The sequence below is a fragment of the Sporomusa intestinalis genome, assembly GCF_055383785.1.
The window spans coordinates 4,461,282-4,478,268 of sequence record NZ_AP042390.1 but is presented as its reverse complement, the minus strand read 5'-3'; the positions used below and the strand labels follow the sequence as shown (position 1 = coordinate 4,478,268).

Genomic DNA, 16,987 nt, shown 5'->3' with positions numbered 1-16,987 from the left:
GTGTCCCGCACACTGCTTACACTGGTTGAGGAATGGCAAAATAAAAAAATCATGATTATCGGCGACATGGTTGCCGATATCTATCTGGAGGGCAAGATCTCCCGCATATCCCGGGAGGCGCCTGTCCTCATTCTTGAGCATGCCGGGGAAACGGTCGTTCCCGGCGGGGCGGCTAATGCCGTCCATAATGCCGCCACCCTGGGCGGGGCGGTTGTTGCCGTTGGCGTTATCGGCGAGGATAGTGCCGGCTTACAGCTTGCCCAGGTATTAAACGGTAAGGGTGTCGATACAGGGGGCTTTATTACTGATACCAGCCGCCCGACCATTACCAAAACAAGAGTAATGGCCGGCGGTCAGGCCACCGTCCGTCAGCAGATTGTCAGGATTGACCGGGAGTGCAAACAGGCCCTGAAACCGGCGGTGGAAGAAGCCCTGCTGGCCTATATTGCCAGGCATGTCAGGGAGATGGATGCCGTAGTCATCAGCGACTACGGCAGTTTCTCCGTTTCCCCGGCGGTCCGGGAAGCGGTTATTGCCGCTTGCAACCAGGCTAATATACCGGCAATGGTTGATTCCCGCTATGGCGTTATGAATTATAAGGGCATCCGGCTTGTCAAGCAGAACGAGTCGGAGGCGGCCAGTGCGCTGGGGCTTGACCTGCGGGAGCCGGAAGCCTTACTCCAGGCGGGACGGACCCTGCTGGACCGCTTGCAGGCGGAGGCCGTATTAATTACCCAGGGGCCTGACGGCATGACCCTGTTTGAACGGTCCGGTCCGGTTTTCCATATTGCTGTCAGCAATAAAAGCGAGGTTTATGATGTTACCGGGGCCGGGGATACGGTCGTGGTTACCATGATGCTGGCACTGGCGGCCGGTGCCGCTCACTATGACGCCGCCTGCCTGGCCAACCTGGCAGCCGGTGTTGTTGTCCGCAAACCCGGCACCGCCACGGCAACCCCGGTTGAACTAAAGCGGGCCATCGGGGAGCAAGGGTTATGACTATTGTTGCTTATGCTGAGATTGGCACCCTGGCCGCCCAACTAAAAGCCGCCGGCAAAACTATTGTTTTGACCAACGGTTGTTTTGACATCCTCCATGCCGGTCATGTCCGTTACCTGAATGAAGCGCGGGCCTTGGGCGACTGCCTGATCGTCGGCCTCAACAGCGACGAATCGGTCCGCACTCTGAAAGGACCGACCCGGCCGGTTAATGCCCAGCAGGACCGGGCCGAGGTGCTGGCGGCGCTGCGGGCCGTCGATTATGTGGTTATTTTTCCGGAGGCAACAGCCGGGAACCTTGTCGCGGCGGTGCAGCCTGCCATCTATGCCAAAGGCGGCGATTATAGCGTCAAAGACCTGCCCGAAGGCCAGATTGTCGAAGCCTGCGGCGGCCGCATTGTGCTGATTCCGGAAGTGGCCGGCCGGTCCTCCAGCAATATCATCAGGAAGATCAGCGGCCGGCAGCCCTGAGGAGACTGGAGGCAATCCCTTGACTTACAAAAATATTCTGGTTGTGAAACTGAGTGCCATCGGTGATGTTATCCATGCCCTGCCGGTGGCGACAGCACTGAAGCAGTGTTTCCCCCAGGTAAGGATTACCTGGGTGGTTGAGCCGCCGGCCTATGATGTGCTGACAAATAACCCCTGTATTGACGAAATCCTTGTTTTTGAAAAAAAACGGTGTAAATCACTGGCCGGTCTGTATCGTTATGCCCCGGCGTTTATCAGGGGGCTAAGAGCGCACCGGTTTGATCTGGCCCTGGATCTGCAGGGGTTATTTAAGAGTGCGGCCATCTCCGGGCTGAGCAGGGCGGCGGAGCGGCTGGTGTATTGCGATGCCCGCGAGCACAGCGACTGGATTGGGAAAAGGATCTGCGGCCCCAACCATCAGGGCCATATTGTCGAGCGTTATCTGGATGTTGCCAGAGCGTTAGGCTGTCAGGCAGCAGAACCGGAATTTATCATCAATATTACCGCCGCCGAGTTCGCCCAGGCCGGGGCCATCGCCCGCCAGGCCGGCCTCGGCAGCAACAACCCCTATGTTGTCCTGATTCCCGGCACCAATTGGCCGAACAAATGTTGGCCGGCCGGCCATTTTGCCACCCTGGCCGGCAAGTTGTTTGCCGGCGGCCTGGTTCCGGTTTTTGTTGGTAGTAGTGCCGATCAAAACGCAATGCAGGCCATTCATGGCCAGAGTGCGGTGCCGCCGCTTGATTTAACAGGCAAAACCTCCCTTAAACAGCTGGCCGCCCTGATCAAGAATGCCCGGGCGGTGGTGGCTGGTGATACGGGACCGATGCATTTGGCTGCGGCTATAGGCACACCGGTAATGGCCTTGTTCGGGCCCACTGATCCTCACCGCAACGGCCCCTGCGGGCACGGCCATGTCGTTCTTACCACCAGCCACGCCTGTACAGGCTGCTGGCAGCGTAAATGCCCCAAAGAGCTGGATTGCCTGGCTGATATCAAGCCTGAGCTTGTATATGAATCGCTGATGAATTTGATTAGGTAAGTTACTATTTCTTCTAGCAGTTTTCAACATGGCTAACAAGCGCGTGGTGGAAGGGGAAAGCCTATGCGAGTATTGGTGATTGGACCTGATTATTTTAACTATACGTCAAGTGTAACCTGGGCCTTGCAGCAGTTGGGACACGATGCTATTGAAGAGGCCTGGATTAGTTTTTATAAGAATTGTACTTATTTGGAAAAAAAACTCAGTAAACTGGGAGTTAGCTCATTTAAAAAACAGTATCACCGGGAATGGAATAAAAAATTGATTGAGCGTTTTCAAAGCTATCAACCTGATCTTTGCTTAATTATTAACGGTGAATGGATTTTTGATGAAACAATGGCGGTGCTGAAACAGCAGAATGTTAAGCTAATCCTGTACTTAATAGATAGCATTGTGCGATTGCCTGAAAATGAACCCAAATTGAAATTTTATGACAGAATCTTCTCTTTTGAGCCTAATGATCAGGAATATATCGCCACTAAGTTTTCACTGGCTTGTTCATATATACCGGTTGGCTATGATCCCCGGTTCTATGGTCAGTCTGACCCGGTGGAACAGGATATTGACATCTTTTTTGTTGGGGGTAATACGCCTAATCGTATTGCCCTGTTGCATGAAGTTGCCGTTCAGGCAAAAAAATGCGGCTGGAAACTTGTTGTCTATGGGCATTACTGGAGTGATAAATATTGGTGGAAAAAACAGAAATATATAAAAAAAATTGATCCCCTGCAGCATTTTATTGAAAACAGAAAAGTGGAACCCAATATAGTTGCATCAATTTATAAACGCTCTAAGATATGTTTGAATATTCATATCCCCGAACATACAGGTATCAACCCACGCACTTTTGAAATTTTGGCTTGTGGGGCTTTTCAATTAGTTGATGCCAGAAAGGATATGGCGAAGTTTTTTAAAATTGATGAACATTTAGCAGTTTATCATAACCCCCGGGAACTAATAGAAAAAATTGATTATTATCTTAAATGCGACCATGAAAGAAAAGATATTGCCAACCAAGGCTGCAAGTATGTTGAAAACAAATATTCAACATTGATTACCATTGCACATATTTTAAAGCAGGTTCAAAATTAAAAGGAGTGCCTGAATGGGAGACTTTTTCAGGGTAACAATTATGTAGTCAATTCCGTTCATCCCTATAAATATTAGTCGTATTAAAAATATATTTTTAAAAAAAATTTACGAACCTGCTTTCCTGTCTATATATATTGCAATTCGTGATTTCTGACATTGGTTGGCATCGCCAATTGTGAGTTGCGCTATCACAAACTGCTATTAGGCTTAGCTAAATTTTATCAATTTTTTTGATTCTGCCGGTAGGAAACTGCTATTATATACGATATTGAGCATAAAAGTCAGTACCGAGCAATAGGCTGCTAATTCAAATAATTCTTCGAACAGCTCAGTTCTACTGCCCAATAAGCCGGCGCTATGGTGTTCAATGGCAGTGGCCACAAGCATACCGGTCAGAACGAGAACTAGATCAAGCAGCGGTAGGCTATCCTGTTTTAACCAGGTCGCTAGCTCACAATGCAGTCCTCTACTACACAGATAAAACAGGGAACTGATAATAAGTATGCTCAGTACCGGATAAACGGCAGGGCCGTACCAAAGGGCTTTTAACGGCGGGATATAGCCTGAGCTGTCCATATAAAAAACCCGGCCCCAACTCAGTTCCCGGGCAATAGCCACCAGCAGGAAAACTCCCGCCAGTGCAATCAGCTGACGTCGTTTAGGCAGCAAGCGAGGTTCGAATAAGGAGCGAAAGCTGACGAGGGCCGCTATTCCCAAAACCACAAGCTGAAGGTATTCTACCGGGCCATTTTCCTCGCCGTAGTTTGCCGGCAGCAGCCAACTGAAGCAAAGCATAACCAGCATAACAGCCAGATTCAGTCCGGTTGCGGGGGTAATTTTCCATAAAATTCGATTTTTTGAATGCAACATAAAGTACTCCTTCCAATCACATAAACAAATTCCAGTTAATATTATTAAATATAATAATATTATTCTAATCAATATAGTACTTGATTTTAGCTGAGGATACAAGTTATTTTAAAAAGTGTAATAAATAAAGAGTGATTTTTCTAGAGGTTTTATTTTGATTGTAATATGATATAGTACAGAGAGTATTTTCAAACAAGGGAGTAAACGCATGAAACTTATCATTCTGGCTGGCGGTGGCGGCACGCGCCTGTTTCCCTTATCACGCACCTGCCTGCCTAAACAGTTTTTAAAGCTTGGCAACACCGATTCACTGCTTACGCAAACGGTAAAACGGTTTTTGCCACTGGTCAAAGCTGCAGACATTGTTGTTGTAACTAATCAGGAATATATGCATCATGTAAAAACCGAGCTGGCAGCCTGCGGGGCCGGTGAGGCCCATATCCTGCTGGAGCCGGTGGCCCGGAATACGGCCCCGGCCATTGCTTTGGCCGTCCGCTTTTGCCTGGATGAGCTCGGCAGCGCCGGCGGGGAGGTCCTGTTTGTCACCCCTGCCGACCATATTATCCATCCGGTTGAGACCTTTGCCGGGAATGTGCGTCAGGCTGTGGAATTAGCGGCGCTGAATAAGGTGGTGACCTTTGGCATTAAACCGGATAAGCCGGAGACCGGGTATGGCTATATCCAGGCCGGCGACAGCTGCGGCCCCGGTTATGAAGTCGTCTCCTTCCGGGAGAAACCGGATAAAGACACAGCGGCCGCCTATCTGGCGGCAGGCAACTACTATTGGAATTCGGGGATGTTTGCCTTTACCGCCGGCTGCATTATGGAAGAGTTCGAGCGGTATGCACCGGCCATTTATCAGCTGGCGTCGGCGCCGCTGCCGGCGGTTGTCGACCAGTTTGCCGCCATGCCCAATATCTCCATCGATTATGCGGTGGCCGAGAAGTCGGCCCGGGTAGTTATGGCGCCCCTGACCGCCTACTGGAATGATATCGGCTCCTGGGATGCCATCTATGATGTGCTGGGCAAAGATCAGGACGGCAACGCCCTGGATGGCGACTGCCTACCCATCGATTGCAACAATACGCTCATGCTGGGCCGCAACCGGCTGATTGCCGGCATCGGCCTGGAGGATGTGCTGGTGGTGGAAACCGATGACGTTATTGTTGTCGCCAAACGGGGCGAGTCCCAGAAGGTCAAGGATGTGGTCAGCGAACTCAGAAACCGGGGGCGGCGGGAGGTTGATGAACACACAACCATGTACCGGCCCTGGGGCCGGTATACGGTGCTCGGCGAAGGACCGGGCTACAAAATGAAAAAGATTGTCGTTACCCCCGGCCAGCAGCTGAGTTTGCAGCTCCACTATCACCGCAGCGAGCACTGGATTGTCATCGGCGGCACGGCCAAGGTAACCATCGGCGAGCAGGAGCAGATGGTCCATGTCAATGAGAGTGTCTATATCCCGGCTTCCACCAAACACCGCCTGGCGAATCCGGGCAAGCTGCCGCTGGAAATCATTGAGGTCCAGAACGGCAGCTATCTGGGCGAAGATGATATTGTCCGCTTTGATGATGTATACGGACGGACTTAAACATAAAAATCCTGGCAGCCCTAGACTGCCAGGATTTTTTGTCAGTAGAGACAATCTTGAAATCGTTATCTGGCCCGTTTCAGCAATAAAATTTCCGCTTCATGCTGGACATAGTCGGCGGCCAGCTTGCGCACCCATTTCCGTGTGCAGAAGCTGGGCAGCATCCATTTTGTCAACCTTCTGACCGAGGACGGTAACCATCTGGACGATGTCGGCAAAACCGCTTGCCGTTTGGGCTTCCAGAGCGCCCACCTTGGTCTCGAGCATACCTAACCTGACGTCAAGCTTATCAACTTTTTCCTCCAGCCTGTCAAACCTGACTTCCATTCTGTCCATCCGGCCGACGAGCTCCTCGGTTACAGCATTGTTGTGTCCGACCGTTTTGACCAACTGCTCCATCATGGCCTGCAGCTGATTGAGCTGTTCCTTTGTCTCCATGTTTCTTTTCACATCATCTTCCCAAATATTTTATCTTACTATTATTCTAACCCTTATCGGTCCGATAGACAAGCAGCTATTAGCAGCGGAAAAGCGCCTGCCAGTCAGTCCGGTCCAAAAATATTCCTGTCAACATCTTCCTATACAGGAATATTTTTTGTGGATGTAGTATATAGTATATAGTTGGAAAAAAGGAGCGTGGATGTATGGAGATTAAACGGGATGCGTTCAAGGCCTATGATATCAGGGGCAGGGTACCTGATGAACTGAACGAAGAGATGGCCTACCGGATTGGACGGGCCTATGTCGATATTTTTAAAGCCGCCAAGGTGGCGGTCGGCCATGACATCAGACTCTCCGGTCCGTCTTTCCGGAACGCCCTGGTACGGGGCCTGACAGAAGCCGGTTGCGATGTTGTCGATATTGGCATGTGCGGGACGGAACAGATCTATTTTGCCACCTTCCACCTCAAGCTGAGCGGCGGCATTATGATCACCGCCAGCCATAACCCGCAGGACTATAACGGCATGAAGCTGGTGCGGGCCGAATCGCGGCCGATCAGTGCCGACAGCGGCTTGAAAGAGATTGAGGAGCAGGTTGTGACCGGCACGTTTCCGCCTGTCAGCCCGGATATTGCTCCCGGACAGGTTGCTTATGCGAATATTATGCCGGACTATGTGGCCCATCTCCTGACTTATATTGACCGGCCGGTGCTTAAGCCGCTGAAGGTTGTTGTCAATGCCGGCAACGGCGCGGCCGGGGCGGTTATTGACGCTCTGGAGCCGTTTTTGCCGTTCGAGCTGATCAAAGTCAATCATGAACCTGATGGCACCTTCCCCAACGGCGTGCCGAACCCTCTGCTGGTGGAAAACCGTGAGGCTACCGCCAGGGTGGTGCGGGAGCACGGCGCCGCCATCGGCATTGCCTGGGACGGTGATTTCGACCGTTGCTTCCTGTTTGATGAACAGGGTGACTTTATTGAAGGCTATTACCTTGTCGGCTTTTTGGCCCAGGCCTTCCTCCGGCGTTATGCCGGGGCCAAGATCATTTATGACCCGCGTCTGACCTGGAACACGATTGAGCTGGTGGAGAAGGCCGGCGGCATTCCCGTACTGTCCAAAAGCGGCCATGCCTTCATCAAGGAACGGATGCGCCGGGAAGATGCCGTCTACGGCGGGGAGATGTCGGCCCATCACTATTTTAAGGAGTTCTCCTATTGCGACAGCGGCATGATCCCCTGGCTGCTGGTGCTGGAGATTATGTGCCGCGAGGAGAAACCGCTGTCGGAGCTGCTACGTGAACGGACCGCCTGCTATCCCGTCAGCGGCGAGATTAACAGCACGGTCGCCGATGCCCGGGCCGTCATCGCCAGGATTGAGGAGCAATATGTGCCGGGGGCGCTGAAGGTGGAACGGGTTGACGGGCTGAGTGTGGAATATGAACAGTGGCGGTTTAACGTCAGGATGTCCAACACTGAGCCGGTGCTCAGGCTGAATGTCGAGTCCCGGTGCGACCGCAGGCTGATGGAAGCGAAGACGGCGGAACTGCTGGCAATAATACGAGCCTAGAGGGAGGAAAGGTATGACGAAATCCCATCAAAAAATCAAGAAGGCCATTATCCCGGCCGCCGGCCTTGGCACCCGGTTTTTACCGGCCACCAAGGCCCAGCCCAAGGAAATGCTGCCGATTGTCGATAAACCGGCCATCCAGTTTATTATCGAAGAGGCCATCCAGTCCGGCATTGAAGAGATCCTAATCATTACCGGCCGCAACAAGCGGGCCATTGAAGACCATTTTGACCGGGCCATTGAGCTGGAGCTGACCCTCAAGGCCCAGGGCAAAACCGACCTGCTGGGACTGGTTGAAGAGTTGTCCGAGGTGACAATCCACTATATACGGCAGAAAGAGGCCAAGGGGCTGGGGCACGCTGTCCTGTGCGCCAAGCAGTTTGTCGGCAATGAGCCGTTTGCCGTTCTCCTGGGGGACGACATTATTGATGCCAATGTCCCCTGCCTGCGGCAACTGATGGATGCCTATGACGCCTACCAGGGTTCGATACTGGGGGTCCAGGAAGTCCCGAAGGATAAAGTATCCAGTTATGGTGTCGTGAAACCGGAACTGGTGAAGGACAAGGTCTGGCGGGCCGTTGACCTGATCGAGAAACCCGCCGTGGAAGAAGCGCCCTCGCGGCTGGCCGTGCTGGGCAGGTATATCATTGAGCCGGAGATTTTTTATCTGCTGGAAGAGACGCCACCCGGGCGGGGCGGGGAGATTCAACTCACCGATGCCCTGCGGCGACTGGCCGCTTTCAAGCCGGTCTATGCCTACCAGTTTGAAGGCCGCCGTTATGATATCGGCGACAAGCAGGGGTATCTGGAGGCAACCGTGGAGTATGCCTTGAAACGGCCGGACCTGCGGGATAAATTTCTGCAGTACCTGCTGCGGACTGTCGGCCAGCTGGGCAAAGATGCAGCGGCGGCCAATAATGAAAAGTGAACTCGTTTCAGCAAAGCTGAAACTTCGATAAATGACACCAGGTATTTTCGAATAGGAAATAGGAGGAGATGAAGGCATGGCTGAACTTAAGACCGTAATTTCATTACCATTAGGTTTTACCTTCGATTATACCAATCTTTATGGCGAGGGCCGGGTTACCGCAGCCGACATCAGCGCCTTAGCGGGCCGCCTGCGGGCGGCTCACCAGGCGGTGGAAGAGCTGCGGGCCACCGGTGAGGTGCGCGGGCATCTGTCCAAAGACGGCCGGCCGGAGAAGGTGCTGTTTACCCAGCTGCCCTATGTCCGGGACGGCAACCTCAACACCCCTGCCTCCATTGCCAGGCTCAAGGCCTTCGGCCAGTCCCTCCGCCACCGGGTGGATGCAGTCATCTCCTTCGGCATCGGCGGCTCCTATCTCGGCAACCGGGTGTTGTTCGATATCCAGTGCGGCGAGTTCTGGAACAGCAAGGGCCGGGAGGCGCGGCAGGGCTATCCGAAGCTGTATTTCAGCGGCAATAACATTGATCCCCGCCGGACGGCCGAGCTAATGGAACAGATTGTCTATGAGGCGAAAACCAAGGCCTGCCAGGGGGGGGCCGGCGACGGTGTGTACCGGGTTACGCTTGTGGTTATCTCCAAATCAGGCGCGACCCTGGATACGATGTCAACCTTTATGGTGGTCTATGACGCTCTGCGGCGGGCGGCCCCAGCCATTGCCGTCGAGGTGGTGGCAGTCACCGACCCGGCCGAGGGGCCGCAGGCGACGCTGCTGCACCGTCTGGCCCGGGCCGAGGGCTGGCCGGTGTTCCGGGTGCCGGACGGCGTGGGCGGGCGGTTTAGTGTATTTTCCGAGGTAGGCCTTATTACCGCCGCCTGCACCGGCTTTGATATTGACGCCTTTTTGGCCGGGGCCCGGTCGATGGATGAGGCCTGCCACAGCGAGGACCTCCGGCATAACCCGGCACTGCTGAACGCCGCTCTCAAATACCTGGCGGCGGCCAACTATGGTCGGCAGATCGAGGTCTTTATGCCCTATGGCGATCACCTTAAGGCGGTGGCCGAGTGGTATATCCAGCTGTTGGCTGAATCCTTGGGCAAACGCACCAACCGGTCCGGTCAGGAAATATACTACGGCCGAACGCCGGTTGTCGCCGTCGGGACGACCGATATGCATGCCCAGACTCAGCTGCACCAGGACGGCAAACGGGACAAGGTGGTGCAGTTTGTACAGGTTGGTCGGTGGCCGGAGGATATCGTCATTCCTGACTGCTTTCCGGCGGCACCCAGCCTGACCGATATCGCGGGCCTCAGGCTGAGCCAGGCCCTGGATGCGGCCCGCGAGGCCAATGCGACGGCGCTGATCCGGGATAACCGCTTTAATGCCAATTTTGTATTGCCGCGCCTGAATGCCTTCCATCTGGGGGAACTTCTGTACCTGCTGGCCTTATCTGTGGCCTACGAGGGAGAACTGGCTGATGTGGATGCCTTTGACCAGCCGGGGGTAGAAGCCTATAAGCGGCTGCTGGGGCCAATGCTGAAAGCAATGAAGACAGCTAAATAAACAAGGCCTGTTGAAAAATTCACTCCCGGGAGTGAATTTTTTTTTTTGACAGGAACAGGAATAACAGCACCCCGCACCCACTCCCCGGCGGAGTGGTTTGGCATGTAGACCTGATGTTAGCATGTTGGGAAAGAGGGATGACGTAGGATGGCAGGAGAAGCCGATGCTTTTGCTGGTAATGTGGCGGCAGCCGGGATCGATGCAATGTATCACATTGCCATCCTGCTGGCGAAAAATCTAAATTTGCAGGCAATGTACCAAACCATTGTTCACCTGGGGTGTGAGTTAACTAGAACACAGCACGGATTTCTGTATGTGGTAAATGACCAAAGGGAAAAACTTGAGCTTACATACGGCACTGGCATTTATCAATACTACCACGGCGTGGACCGGAAAAAGGAAGAACCGTCGGTTTCCAGCACTGTCTGGAAAACAGGCCGGCCTTTACTGGTTGAGAATATTCAGCAATGGCCGGCGCGGGCTACTGACCGCCCTCATGGCTGGGATGCCGTACATTCTGTTTTAGGTATCCCGCTGCGAGTGGATGCTGATGTAATTGCCGTGATTGGCCTGGGTTTTTCCACCAAAACCAGGGCGCTCACCGACTGCGAAGCCGATTTGCTGGGCCGGTTTGCCGCCCTGGCCGCTGTGTCGCTCCATAACGCCAGGCTGCATAGTGACCTCCACCGGCAGCAAGTCGAGACGGAGGCTGCCCGGTGCAGGCCAAGGCAGCATGTGCCTGCGCTCACGGACCGGGAACAGGCTGTTCTGGTCCGGCTGGCAAACGGGATGTCCAACCAGGAGATTGCCCGGGATATGCGGGTTGAGGTTAGTACGGTGAAAACCCATGCCCATCATTTGTTTGACAAGCTGGAGGTACGCAGCCGGACCCAGGCGTTAATGAAGGCCTGGCAGCTTGGCCTGATTAATACCTGCTGAGCGGAAGCAGTGAGTCTGTCGTAGGGATCTTGAAAAGAGTGTGATTGTGGAATCATCTTTTTACATACTGGTTGCAGGGAAATATAAACAAAAATCCATCTCAAGGTGGAAGAATTTGCAAGCTTTATATTCTATAATAAAATAAACTATCAGTGAAAAGTCCTGATTCGAATTAAACGGATTGTATAGAGACTGATATTTTTTCGACAGGAAGCAGAAAAATAGTCTGTATCGCGTCGAATATTGGTTTTCCGTAACACTTCCTAGAGGTTTGTGCGGGATATTGTAGTATAAAAGATGTTGTCTAATCTTCGCAATTTTACTACAATTAAAATATAAAGAGGCAATCGATCGTTGCTGGGAGTGCAGCCGATTGCCCGTAAGGATGACGGGGGCGGGATAGAATGGAGAACACCGATTACCTTGAATCCCTCAAGCAGCAATTGATGAAACTGGGATATGGTCCTTATCTGATCAATAAAATAAGCTGTGATTTGCTTGGCCCATTTAATAGCAATAAGCTGTCACCCGACCAATACCTTATTCTGATGACAGCCATGGAAGATTACATTGCCCTCACGCAAAAAAGCCGCAAGCGGGCGGCAACGACAGTTCCCTGGTGGCTCGGTTTTATGAACAGGATAAAGGGCGGGCTGCTGCCGATGAGTTAAAATCTAGAAAAAATAGAATTTTTATACAAACCTCCACCTAATGGTTGAGGTTTTTTTATTTGCTATTCTTTATAATAAAGCAATAGGAATAAAGTCCTGTATTTGCTTGCCGGCTTTTGTACTACATAACCACTGCCGGACTGTTGGCAGTAGGCGGCGTTATCATCAACCTTGAAGAGGGAGGTAATGCGTGAATTTGCAGGACATATACCAGACAATTGTTCATATCGGCTGCAGGCTGGCAAACACCCCTCACGGTTTTATTTATACCATCAATTACAAACAGGCAGAACTGGAATTAACATATGGTACCGGTTTCTACGAACGCTGGCAGGGGGCAAAGCATAATCGCGATGAGCCGTCACTGGCCGGCACTGTCTGGAAAACAGGCCGCGCCTTATCCATACAGGATATTCAAGCGTGGCCGGGACGGGCCCGGGACTGCTCCGACGGCTGGGACAAGGTTCGTTCCGTTGTGGGCATGCCGCTATATGCGGACTATAGCGTTATTGCCGTTTGGGGCGTGGGTTTCCCAGCCACCGGCCGTGTTTTATCAGCAGCGGACTCCACCATATTGAAACGGTTTGGGCGCATGGCGGCCATTATTTTAGAACACAAGGCCGATACTGTAAGAATAAAAACAGGGCCGGTCAGTCCGGTTTATGAACTGCCGTCCCTTACCGGGCGGGAGGCAACCGTGCTGACACGGATGGCGTCAGGCTTATCTAACCAGGAAATCGCCCAGGAGCTAAGGGTCGAACTCAGCACTGTCAAAACCCATATCAATCACTTATTTGCAAAACTTGAGGTCCACAACCGGGCTCAGGCCTTGATTAAGGCCTGGGAGCTTGGAATTATTGGCAAAAGACTGTAACTAATCAGTCTTATTGAATATAAAGATTTCTTAAAATCTTATCTTTACCAGTATCTGGATTGGAAAAAATCGATTATAATAAACATCAGTAGGCATAAAGTCCTAGAAAGATAGGACAAACGTAAACAGAAGGCCTTATGTTGTAATTAAATTCATAATGGGGAGGTTTGATGAGTGATGCCGGAGAACCGGGAAATCAAGAGTTTGCTCAACCAGCTTAACAATCTGGGATATGTTCAGTATCAAATTGACAGTATCATCAAGGAGGCGATAGGGACGGTAAAGCTAAACGACCTGAGTGCCGAGCAGGCAAGAGAAGTGGCAGAAGTATTACAGGAGTATGTCGCTTTTGCTGTTAAATGTCGTAAAACGTTGAAATAATCCATAATTTGGCGAAAGAAAAATTGTAAATTTTTGTGGTTTGCAAAGGAATTTTCAATCTTTCTGTGGTATTAACTTAAAGTTCCCATATGCTCTTTTTATAATTATATAGCTGAGTGAGTTGCAATTTTTTATAGTAAGCTGATTAGCGTATTCCAGTAAGTTTCAGTACAAACCAGCGGTCTGTAAGCAACTGGATGCTGCATCTTGGTTGCTTTTTCATTTTCAACAAACGTATTATGTACACATTAATGGCAGGATTTACTGGTAAAACGTCAAATACTAACAAAAGAAGTGAGAAACCGACTCAATTAAATTATTTAAAGGCGCCAAGGAGGAGACAATGCGACGACCGGTAACCGTATTAATTCTTTTATTTTTAATTATGACCCTGCCGCTGCCCATTTCCGCCCAGGCTTATCAATTGGGCCCAGGAGATGTACTGGCCATCCAGGTCTGGGGTTTTGAGGAAATGAAAATGGAAGAACTGCCCATCAGGCCTGACGGCAAAATTGCTATCCCCCTGGCCGGAGAGCTGCAGGCCGGCGGCATGACTGCGGGTGAACTGACCAGCGTGATTACAACGAAACTAAGCCAGTACCTGAAAAATCCGGTTGTCAGTGTCAATGTGGCCAAGTTCAGGACAACCCGTGTGTATGTGCTAGGTGAAGTGTTTAAACCAGGCATGTATGAAATTGAGAAACAGCATAACCTGATTGATGCCATTGGCATGGCCGGTAGTTATACTAAATATGCTGCCAAGAAGAAGGTGTATGTCATCCGCCAGGATCAGACAGATAAGCCTTTAAAGGTAAATCTGCTTAATCTGATAGAGAAAGGCGACATGTCGCAGAATATTCCCTTACATGATGGTGATATTGTTTATCTGACGAAAAGTAATAAGATTGATTTTGCCAGAGATATCCTGCCGTGGATTTCGGCCACTTATCAAATTAGTGAGACGCGCAACAATTAATTATGCCAAACTGAATTTGGAGGTATCGCAGTGGACGAAACCACACTGGATCTTAGAGATATCATCAAGACCATAAAAAAGAAAAGAAAACTAATTCTGGGTATCTTTCTTGGATTTGTTATTGCTGCAGCACTGATTAGTTTTATCATTCCCCCCACCTACGAGGGCGAGACAACGCTTAGGGTCAAACAGCCCAAGGGGCTGGGCAGCTCGCTGCTAGCCGATTTACCTACCGGTAATCCTATGGGAACCAAACAATTAATGTCTACTTATGCGGAAATTCTCAAAAGCAGGACGGTAGTGCAGGAAGTCATTGATAAAACCCAGACTGATAAAAAAGATATACCTACTTATGAAGAAATGCTTAAGAAAATTACCACTCAGCCTGTCAAAGATACAGAAATTCTGAATATAAAAGTACAGGCCGATTCACCGGAAGAAGCACAGCTTGTTGCCGATACACTTGTGGAAGTCTTTCTTAATCGCCTGACCACTCTTATCAGGGCGGAACAATCGGTAGTAAAAGACTTTATTGGCCAAAGAATACAGGAATCGAAAAAAGAGTTGGAGCAAGCGGAATCACTGTTGGAAAAATATAAGCAAGAACAGAAAATTGTAGACCCTTCGGAAGAAGCCAAGGCTTTGCTGACTAAACTGGCCGGTATTGATAAAGTCGCGGCCGAAAACCGGGTGGCGCTGGCAGCGGCCCAGGCCAAGCTCGTGAGTGCCCGGCAGCAGCTTGGCAACCAGCATCCGGGCGCTTTTGCTGACAATCTCTTGATTCAGCAGTACAAAGCCAAACTAACTGACTTAGAAATTGAATTAGTAAGCCTTACCCCCAATTACACGGAGAAACATCCTAAAGTCGTAGCTGTGCAGGCCGCCATTGCTGAAACCAAGGCAAAACTAAATGATGAGATTGCCCGGGTTGTCAACGCGGAAGCGTCATCGGTCAACCCGATTCACCAGGGCCTGTTGCAGACGGAAATCCAGGCGCAGGTGGACATAGCTGCCGCTACTGCGCAAAAGCAGGCAATTGATCAAATAATGGCGGAGGACAGTCAGGAGATTGTAAAATTACCGTCTAAAGAACAAGGCTTGGTTAGAGTGGCGCGTGACGCCAATGTGGCGCAGGAAATCTACATCATGTTGGCCAAACGCTATGAAGAAGCCCGGATCAGCGAGGTCATGGAGCCGACCGACGTACAGATCATTGACACAGCGATTGCGCCGGAGAACCCGATTAAACCGAAGAAGGTGCTTAATGTTGTCATTGCCGCTATTCTGGGGCTGTTTGCGGGGACAGGCATTGCCTTCTTTACCGAGTATATTAATAAAACCATCCGCACCGCCGAGGATGTCAAGCAGTATCTGGACCTGCCGGTCATTGGCAGCATCCCCGACTTTGACAGTGACACCTCGTCCCGCAATGCCAGTTGGGTTAATCGGATTACAGAACTTCTAAAAACCAAGACCGGCCATAAGGCCTAATTTCTTAGGGAGAGGTGAATTATGGCTCAGAAACGACAGCTCATTGTCCAGGAGGACGCGAAGTCGCCGATTGCCGAGGCCTACCGGACGATGAGAACCAATATTCAGTTTGCCAAGGTCGACGGTGACCTGCGGGTTATTATGTTTACCAGCGCCGGACCCGGTGAGGGCAAGTCGACGACAACGGCCAATACGGCGGTGGCTATGGCGCAGGCAGGCAAAAAGGTGATTATCGTCGACTGTGACCTGCGCAAGCCGGTTCAGCACAAGATTTTCGGTAAGCGGAACCGGGGGGTAACCAACATCCTCGTCGAAGACCGGCCGGTAGCTGATTTGATTCAGGATACCGGCATTGATAACCTGCAGGTGCTGACCAGCGGGCCCATACCGCCTAATCCCTCAGAATTGCTGGGCTCGGCCAAGATGCGGGACATCATTGACGGCCTGAAAGGGCTGGCCGATATTGTGATTATTGATGCGCCGCCCACAGTGGCAGTTACTGATGCCTGTGTCTTAGCAGCCAGTGTCGACGGCATTTTGTTGGTGTTGGGGGCGGGGGATGTCAGGCCGGAGATGGCGCAAAAAGCTAAGGAACTGTTGCTGAAAGCGAATGGTCATATCCTGGGGGTTATTTTGAATAAGGTTGAGATTGAAGAGGAGCACGCGTATTATTACTATTATTATGGGAATGAGAAAAAGGCTAAGTAAGACTGAGGAGTGGTCTTATGCGACGGAGAATGGTGTCGCTGTGCCTGGCGTTAATTGATGCGGCTATTGTTGCCTTGGTGCCGTTTGTTGCCTTGTACCTCCGGTTTGAGAGGTTAATCTAAAGTAGGTGAAGAAGGGGCTGTTACAGGAAGCTTTGGCTTTGCTGCAGATTCAGGAGCGTACATCTGAGTAGATTATAAGGCTTATAGAGAAGATTTTGTCCTCCTATCGGGCTGCTCGGGAGAAGTTGGGGAAGGAGAGACGGGGGTTTGAGGAGCGCGGTGTAGAAGCTCGTCCTGTTGACAGGGTTGCAGTAGGGCAGTTAGTGGTAGAATGATAAAAAATGTATTCTATCATTTTGGAATCGTCCCTTTGGGTTTTGGTTTCT

The 16,987-nt window shown here is 51.1% G+C and carries 17 protein-coding genes; 15 read left to right on the top strand and 2 right to left on the bottom strand.

Going from position 1 to position 16,987, the window contains the following annotated elements:
- The 4 genes from ACZ481_RS20865 (at position 1) to ACZ481_RS20850 (ending at position 3,603) form a co-directional block, all read left to right on the top strand.
- Positions 1–999, top strand: a complete 999-nt coding sequence (locus ACZ481_RS20865) for a bifunctional heptose 7-phosphate kinase/heptose 1-phosphate adenyltransferase (RefSeq protein ID WP_464767257.1) — start codon at positions 1–3, stop codon at positions 997–999.
- Complete coding sequence (gene rfaE2 / locus ACZ481_RS20860; protein ID WP_464767256.1) at positions 996–1,469, top strand: D-glycero-beta-D-manno-heptose 1-phosphate adenylyltransferase; 474 nt, start codon at positions 996–998, stop codon at positions 1,467–1,469. The genes ACZ481_RS20865 and rfaE2 overlap by 4 nt, the downstream gene beginning before the upstream one ends.
- A gap of 19 nt (positions 1,470–1,488) precedes the next feature.
- Positions 1,489–2,511 (top strand): lipopolysaccharide heptosyltransferase I, encoded by a 1,023-nt coding sequence (waaC, locus tag ACZ481_RS20855; protein WP_464767255.1) that lies wholly within the window; start codon positions 1,489–1,491, stop codon positions 2,509–2,511.
- Between the two features lie 63 nt (positions 2,512–2,574).
- Entirely contained in the window at positions 2,575–3,603 is a 1,029-nt protein-coding gene (locus ACZ481_RS20850) for a CgeB family protein (protein ID WP_464767254.1), read from the top strand.
- A gap of 207 nt (positions 3,604–3,810) precedes the next feature.
- Here the strand turns inward: ACZ481_RS20850 and ACZ481_RS20845 are convergent, their stop codons facing one another.
- Complete coding sequence (locus ACZ481_RS20845; RefSeq protein WP_464767253.1) at positions 3,811–4,473, bottom strand: hypothetical protein; 663 nt, start codon at positions 4,471–4,473, stop codon at positions 3,811–3,813.
- Between the two features lie 208 nt (positions 4,474–4,681).
- Between ACZ481_RS20845 and ACZ481_RS20840 the strand changes: the two genes are divergently transcribed.
- A complete protein-coding gene (locus ACZ481_RS20840) occupies positions 4,682–6,064 on the top strand; it encodes a mannose-1-phosphate guanylyltransferase/mannose-6-phosphate isomerase (RefSeq protein ID WP_464767252.1) in 1,383 nt (460 codons plus the stop codon).
- Positions 6,065–6,163: 99 nt separating this feature from the next.
- Here ACZ481_RS20840 and ACZ481_RS20835 read toward each other — a convergent pair whose 3' ends face one another.
- Complete coding sequence (locus ACZ481_RS20835) at positions 6,164–6,502, bottom strand: hypothetical protein (protein ID WP_464767251.1); 339 nt, start codon at positions 6,500–6,502, stop codon at positions 6,164–6,166.
- A gap of 206 nt (positions 6,503–6,708) precedes the next feature.
- Between ACZ481_RS20835 and ACZ481_RS20830 the strand changes: the two genes are divergently transcribed.
- The 10 genes from ACZ481_RS20830 (at position 6,709) to ACZ481_RS20785 (ending at position 16,599) form a co-directional block, all read left to right on the top strand.
- Positions 6,709–8,070 carry a phosphohexomutase domain-containing protein gene (locus tag ACZ481_RS20830; RefSeq protein WP_464767250.1) on the top strand — a complete coding sequence of 454 codons (1,362 nt, stop codon included), beginning with the start codon at positions 6,709–6,711 and terminating at the stop codon, positions 8,068–8,070.
- A 13-nt stretch (positions 8,071–8,083) separates the two neighbouring features.
- Positions 8,084–8,998 (top strand): UTP--glucose-1-phosphate uridylyltransferase GalU, encoded by a 915-nt coding sequence (galU, locus tag ACZ481_RS20825; RefSeq protein WP_464767249.1) that lies wholly within the window; start codon positions 8,084–8,086, stop codon positions 8,996–8,998.
- A 76-nt stretch (positions 8,999–9,074) separates the two neighbouring features.
- Positions 9,075–10,559: a glucose-6-phosphate isomerase gene (locus ACZ481_RS20820; RefSeq protein WP_464767248.1), complete on the top strand. Its 1,485-nt coding sequence runs from the start codon at positions 9,075–9,077 to the stop codon at positions 10,557–10,559.
- Between the two features lie 147 nt (positions 10,560–10,706).
- Positions 10,707–11,498, top strand: a complete 792-nt coding sequence (locus ACZ481_RS20815) for a GAF domain-containing protein (RefSeq protein ID WP_464767247.1) — start codon at positions 10,707–10,709, stop codon at positions 11,496–11,498.
- 404 nt (positions 11,499–11,902) lie between these two features.
- Positions 11,903–12,169, top strand: coding sequence for a hypothetical protein (locus ACZ481_RS20810; protein ID WP_464767246.1), 267 nt, complete (start codon positions 11,903–11,905; stop codon positions 12,167–12,169).
- A gap of 190 nt (positions 12,170–12,359) precedes the next feature.
- Positions 12,360–13,043, top strand: a complete 684-nt coding sequence (locus tag ACZ481_RS20805; RefSeq protein WP_464767245.1) for a helix-turn-helix transcriptional regulator — start codon at positions 12,360–12,362, stop codon at positions 13,041–13,043.
- Positions 13,044–13,217: 174 nt separating this feature from the next.
- Complete coding sequence (locus ACZ481_RS20800) at positions 13,218–13,424, top strand: hypothetical protein (protein ID WP_464767244.1); 207 nt, start codon at positions 13,218–13,220, stop codon at positions 13,422–13,424.
- Positions 13,425–13,767: 343 nt separating this feature from the next.
- Positions 13,768–14,400, top strand: coding sequence for a polysaccharide biosynthesis/export family protein (locus ACZ481_RS20795; protein ID WP_464767243.1), 633 nt, complete (start codon positions 13,768–13,770; stop codon positions 14,398–14,400).
- Positions 14,401–14,430: 30 nt separating this feature from the next.
- A complete protein-coding gene (locus tag ACZ481_RS20790) occupies positions 14,431–15,891 on the top strand; it encodes a GumC family protein (protein ID WP_464767242.1) in 1,461 nt (486 codons plus the stop codon).
- Between the two features lie 21 nt (positions 15,892–15,912).
- On the top strand, positions 15,913–16,599 hold the full coding sequence (locus ACZ481_RS20785; protein WP_464767241.1) for a CpsD/CapB family tyrosine-protein kinase: 687 nt from the start codon (positions 15,913–15,915) through the stop codon (positions 16,597–16,599).
- Positions 16,600–16,987: the final 388 nt, after the last annotated feature.